The sequence below is a fragment of the Gammaproteobacteria bacterium genome, assembly GCA_022340215.1.
GTDB lineage: Bacteria > Pseudomonadota > Gammaproteobacteria > JAJDOJ01 > JAJDOJ01 > JAJDOJ01.
The window spans coordinates 1-5,932 of sequence record JAJDOJ010000165.1; the positions used below are offsets into that span (position 1 = coordinate 1).

The following is a 5,932-nucleotide window of genomic DNA, read 5'->3' on the forward strand; positions in this document are numbered from 1 at the left end:
AGACGATCAGCGGCCAGCGATGGGGGCAGACGACAACACCCGAAACCCGACGAGGTACCTACGGTTGTCGGGATAGTACCTGACGCGGACCGCGGCGCGCGCGAAGCCTGGAGAGCTGATCCAGGAGCCGCCGCGCAGCACGCGAGAATCACCACTCTTGTCGGGAGCGATCACCTCTGGTTTTTCGACTTTGTTAAGACACCACTCCCAGACATTGCCGGCGAGATCCAGCACACCCTCGATCGAGGCGCCCTGCGGGTACATCCCCACGGCGGTTGTTTCCTTAAGGTCCCATGAACCAGTCTCGATCCGCTTTTCGTTGACATTCGCAAAACCCGAGCGGTACCCCCCGCCCCACGGGTAGTCACGCCCTTCCCTGCCCCGCGCCACCCGCTCCCACTCCTGCTCCGTCGGCAGGCGGACCTCGTAACCGAGCTGTGCCGAAAGCCAGCGCGTGAACGCCACCGCCTCGTACCAGTCCACATTGGTGCGGGGGCGGTTCCCCTGTTGCCATATGGATTTTGTCTGTTTAGGCTTCTTGAGGTCCTGCCACCAGCGGTCGTCGTCATATCCTTTGTCATCGACAAATGCCTGGTACTGACGATTCGTCATGGGGAAGCGGCTGATATGAGAGTCCGGAAGCTTTACGCTTTCCCCATCCTGGTAGATGAACCGACCGCCGGGGATCTTCACCCAATCGATCGCCGGCAGTCCGTTCCCGTCCAGCCCTACACCCGGTCGCGGGTCCCCGCGTCTATCCAGCTCGTCTCCGATCTCCAGGCGCCTGGGTGGCTCGGTCCCGGGGTCGGCCAGTTCGTCCAGCAACTTCCGTACATCCGCCGGGTATCGTGAGACGGGCGACACCTCAACGTCCGGATGCTCCTGCGACCGCTGATCAACGAGGTGTTCACGCACCCCGACCCCCGGCCTCGGATCCCCGAGTTCCGCCAGACGGTCGCCGATCTCCAGACGCCGGGCCGGCGTGGTATCCGCATCGTTCAGCTCGGTGAGCAGGGACTCGATCTCCGGACCCGGCGTGCCGGGTTCCACGACATACCCGCTTTCCCCGAAAACAATGGTACGCCCCCGGTCAGCGGGTGGCCGCGGTCCATCGAGGAGCGCCCGTATGCGCTTCAAAAGGCGATCGACCCGGCCCTCGCCGTCCGGGGAGTCGAAATCAAACAGATCGAACACGCCGGATTCGCCCATGCCTTCCGGTAACGGCACGTCGGGCGCGGTCCTCAGCAAAACGCCGGGAGGGGCATCGCCCCGCTGGCTGGACCGTCGATCCCAGTATGCCGCCGACGCTTTGCTCCAGAGACAGACGACAGGCTGGTCCGTGAAATCGGATGCCGGCACGGATTCATCTTCCTCTCGAAGCCGAACGTTCACATCGCGATCCCGAAGGAGACGGGCCACCCTGTCGGCGAGTTCCCTGTCGTCCGGTCTGTGCAGCAGGATCAGTCCGGAGGTCTCGGGAACGGTTTGTTCCCCCTTTTCGGAACGCTCGGCCCAGAGCCGGAACCGCCGGCCGTCCGGCGAGACCAGCTCGACGGCCCGGCAGTCGTGCGGCAGGGTCAGCCGCTGGTCCGCTCGGGTCTGCAGCCAGCCGCTGCCGTTCCCGCTTCGCGTTTGCCAGGTCACATACAGCAGGACGGGAATACCATCGTGCATCGGGAGCGTGACTGCTCCCGGTTCCTCGGCGTGAACCACGGCCAGGACACCGGGAGAAAGTTTCAGGTGGTAAGCGAAATCCGTTTCTTCCTCCCTGCGGGGGAACAGCCAGACCGGTACGTTTTCCCCTTCCTCCCCCTGCGGGACGGAAACGGACTCGGGAGCGTCCCCGAGCTCCGCGGCGGCCACGGACGCAAGCCATTGCACCTGCGGCATGCGTTGCTGCCGTAAAGGCAGTTCGGGCAGCGTCGTCTTCAGCCATCGGCCCATCGATCGGCGCTGAGCGCCGTCCCTGAGACCGGACAGGGTCTTGTGCACACGCGCGAGCAAGGCATCAGCGGGGCTCCCCGTGATCGAGGAGAATCGCAATGCTTCCTGCAGACGCAGGGTGTCGGGCAGATACTCGTGTTGCGACTCGATGCATTTCCAGGACCGTTTCAGTAACTCGGGGTCTTCCTCAAACAGGCGTCTGCCCAGTTCAAGGACGATTTCCGGGTCCAGGGTGATGGTGCCCAGACTGCGGCTGCCGACGAGACTGCTGTGCCAGAAGCGGGCTTCCAGACCGGCATCCGAGCCAGGCAGGAGCTGCATCCGGAAGTTGCGGAGAAACCTCGAATCGATGTGTGCCGCGGGCGAGAGCAACGCTCCCAGACGGATGACGTCCCTGCCCTCCGAATCGACGATCTGCCGGAAATCCTCGTCCGCGGCAATGTCGCCGGTTGGCGTCACGACGAAATCCTGTGTCCCATGCCTATCGCGCGGCGTACATCACCCGCGCTCAGCGAGGCGTCCCAGTGCACCAGTTTGTAATGCGCCATCAGCGAGGCGGGCCACCACCTGGGGTCATGGGGTACCAGGGCGATAAGCGGACAGTCGTACAGTCTGGCCAGGGCCGCAAAGCGCAGCCAGTCGCCCGGGCGCGCGGAATCCTTGCCGAAAAGCGGCGCCGCGATACCGAAATCGGTCGCGACCACCAGGGGTGTTCCGCGATAGAACCTGAATCCGGCGCCTTTCCCTGACCTTCTCACGGATCTCAATGGAGACCCCTTGAAACTTCGATGCCATAGCTGGTGTCCGCCGACAAGCCGTCCGAGCGACTCCAGCAGATCCGTGAAGTCCTCATAGAATGGCGCCATGGACTCCGATCGATCGAAGAGGAGCTGCACACCGCGTCGCAGCGTCGGTACGGGTTGTCGGGGCAGCCGCGACAGCAGCCGCTGACGGGTCAGTGTATCGATGACCTCCCGTTCGTCGATTCTCCCCGACAGGCTCTCTGTCGCAACGATGGCGGCCAGTATGCCGCGACTGTGCCGCCGGCTGAAAAGCGGTGTCCGATCCGGGCGAGCCGCGATATCCGGTGCGCGGGAGAGCGTTTCCGCCTGTATGACCCAGTCCGGCGGCCTCTCCGGCCGGGGCGGCAGTTCCTCGATCCTGCTGATGTATCCGTCCGAGGGTGGTGGTGGCCTCGGCAGCGAAACCTTCGGCGCACGGGGTTCGGCCGGAGGCGCCTCTCGTTCCATACGGGGTGGTTCCGGGGTCGAAGGTGCCTCCCGATCTGGGCGATGGGAAGGATCCCAGACCCCCTGCACCCGGGTCGGTGGCGTCACGTCCACGTCCAGCTGGTGGCCCAGACAGCGGGCAATGCGCGAGAGATGCCCCGGGTCGGATGGCGACAGCCATTTGATGGCGATCGCCAGATCGCCGAGAGAGATTTCGCCTCGTGAGTTCCCGGACATCGAGACTAACCGATGTGTTTTTCCAGCGTGCTTTCAGCGACCCTGCGCCAGACCTTGGAATTCGGTGTCAATTCCAGTTCCTTGCAGGCACGCACCGCATCCAGAAACTCCGCCGTACCCGGACGCCGTCGCCCGCTCGAAACGGCATCCTCCCGGAGTTCCATCACTTTTTTCGCGACCGCTTCGTACAGGGGTGCCCGTTCGTCACCATGGTGGTGCCTCGCGACCTTGATCAGGGTTTGTTCGTCTATTTCTTTGAGCTGCAATGTCACGCATCGGCGCAGGAACGCAGGGGGCAGTTCCCGCTCGCCATTGGTCGTGATAATGACCAGCACCTGCAGGGTCTTGTCCGCACTGATCTCCTGATCGAATACGTGGAATCTTCGGGAGTCCATGGGTTCGAGCAGGTCATTGGGGACATCGGGATCCGCCTTGTCGATCTCGTCCAGCAGCAGTACGACGTTGTTTTCGCCACCGGCGATTCCCGGCTCGACAGGATCCTGATAGCGGGGGTCGTTCCTTTCCTTCACTTCCCTGTATTCGTCCGGGTCGGCGCCCCGCCGGAACGCACTCTCCCTGTCATAGGCCCACCACAATATGCCCGGCACCCGATAGGCCCATTCCGGCAATGCCGTCTCGCCCCGTTGCGCGGCCTGGGCATGGTGCAGCCGCCTGAGCGCATCCAGGTCGCCGGTGATGTTTTCGAGCCGCGTCCGCGAGGTAACGACCCGGGGAAGAAACCGGCGATCGAGGATACCGGCCATTGCACGGGCCAGCGTCGTCTTCCCCGTGCCCGGTTCGCCGGAGACCAGCAGCGGCCGGCGTGTTGCCATGGCGACGTCCAGAGCCACGAGAATGTCGTCGTCGAAGACATAGGGCCGCGTCGTTTCCGCATCGTCAGGTGCGGGATCGAACGGGATCTTCGATGTATCGATCGTTGGCACGGTGAACAGCCTGGGGACGTAGGGGACGTAGGTCATCGTTTACCACCCGATAGATTTCTCAATAGGTTCCTTGCCTGGTTCAAGGCCTTGTTCTGCCGCGACTCGCTTTCGAGATCGATGGGCGGCTCCAGCCGAACCACGTTATCCGGAAGCCGGTCACGAGACGGCATTTGCTCACCGACAGACAGGATGTAGACGATACCGGGATACTTCCGGCGCAATTCATCGAGCAGGTGCCCGTCGTCCCGTTTCGCTGGCAGAAGGACATAAATCGGATCCGGGAACTCGTTGATCTGACGATCCGTTTCGACATCGGTTTCATCGAGATCCTCGAGAATATATTCCCTGAAATGGTCCCGGATACCCTCGGCGATGGCCTCGAGGTCGGTTCGGTTCACGTCGATGGAAATCAATGACCACCTGCTATCCAGGAGATGCGCGCGGCGAACATGGCATTCCGCGGAAAATCGGAACAGCTTCCGGCCGTTCATGGCAACCGCTCCCAGCGAGTGCCCTTCCTGGACGCGGCAGAGCGGCAGGAGTGCGGCCGCTTCCTCGTTGGCCCACAACGACTTGACCGTGTCATACAGCCATCTGGCATCATCGGCGTTTATGGGGGGATTGATGGCATTGAGCATGTCGATCAACATATCCATGCTGCAGCGGTTTTCGCGCAGCAACAGCCTTGAAAGAGCGTCGGCGTGGGGCGCGGGGTCCGGTCCGGCCCACCGGACGGGCTCCCCCAGTTTCTCCTCCAGCGATATTCGATCGCAGGCCCGTTTCAGGGCGGATGCCCTGCCCGGATCACCGAACCTCAGGCTGTCCGCGATTACGTCTCTCAAATCATCGAACGACGTGGCGGGCGGAACAGTTTTCGGAAGTATCTTTTCGATCTCTTGCACGATCGTTTCCGGACTATCGCCGTGTTCAGTGAGAAACTGGATGCGGTCCAGATTGAGTATCTCGAATCGTTTGCGCGTGAAGACTTCCTGAGTAAGGCCATCGAGCAATACGATGAACAGGTGCTTGAAATGCGGATCCAGCGCCCAGCGCCACCTGAGTATGGTCATCTCCTTGTGGACCCACCAGGATTCCAGCGCCGCATCCGAAACCAGTATCACGGCTGCATGGCATTCGGACAGCCATTCGTCCAGGCGACGTTCCCAGTCCACCGTAGGGTAGAGGTCCCCGTCCTTGTCGACGAGCACATACCAGCCATTGTCGTTCTGTTGCAGCCTGCTGCAGACCTGCCGCCGAAAGTCCTCGGTGTCGGTAGTCTTCGAGCTGTGACTGACGAATAGCTTGCGTTTCCCCATGGTTTCGTGCTGTCTGTTTTTTTAACGATCGCTAGCGCGAGAACCGATTTGAGCAGAGATGACACTATCGACCGTTTGTCATGAAACCAGATTCAGTGCGCTGAATCGCCGCTGTCCGACGCCGACTCCGGATCGTAGATCACCACGTGCTCCTGCTCGTTCGGATCGTTGCGAACGACGATGGCGCGTGCGGGCTCGGTGTCGCTGAGGTTGCGCGGCTGGTGGGGGACGTCGGGCGGGATGAAGAGAAAATCGCCGGGCC

The 5,932-nt window shown here is 62.3% G+C and carries 5 protein-coding genes; all 5 read right to left on the reverse strand.

Annotated elements, in window-relative coordinates:
- Positions 1-6: 6 nt before the first annotated feature.
- The gene (locus LJE91_11860; protein MCG6869387.1) at positions 7-2,403 is read right to left on the reverse strand and encodes a formylglycine-generating enzyme family protein; all 2,397 of its coding nucleotides are present in this window, start codon (positions 2,401-2,403) and stop codon (positions 7-9) included.
- Positions 2,400-3,410: a hypothetical protein gene (locus tag LJE91_11865; GenBank protein MCG6869388.1), complete on the reverse strand. Its 1,011-nt coding sequence runs from the start codon at positions 3,408-3,410 to the stop codon at positions 2,400-2,402. Before LJE91_11865 ends, LJE91_11860 begins: the two co-directional genes overlap by 4 nt.
- Before the next feature lie 5 nt (positions 3,411-3,415).
- A complete protein-coding gene (locus LJE91_11870) occupies positions 3,416-4,390 on the reverse strand; it encodes a MoxR family ATPase (GenBank protein MCG6869389.1) in 975 nt (324 codons plus the stop codon).
- Positions 4,387-5,670 (reverse strand): toll/interleukin-1 receptor domain-containing protein, encoded by a 1,284-nt coding sequence (locus LJE91_11875; protein ID MCG6869390.1) that lies wholly within the window; start codon positions 5,668-5,670, stop codon positions 4,387-4,389. Before LJE91_11875 ends, LJE91_11870 begins: the two co-directional genes overlap by 4 nt.
- A 92-nt stretch (positions 5,671-5,762) precedes the next feature.
- Positions 5,763-5,932 (reverse strand): cupin (locus LJE91_11880; GenBank protein MCG6869391.1); only part of this gene is annotated, 170 nt, incomplete at its 5' end.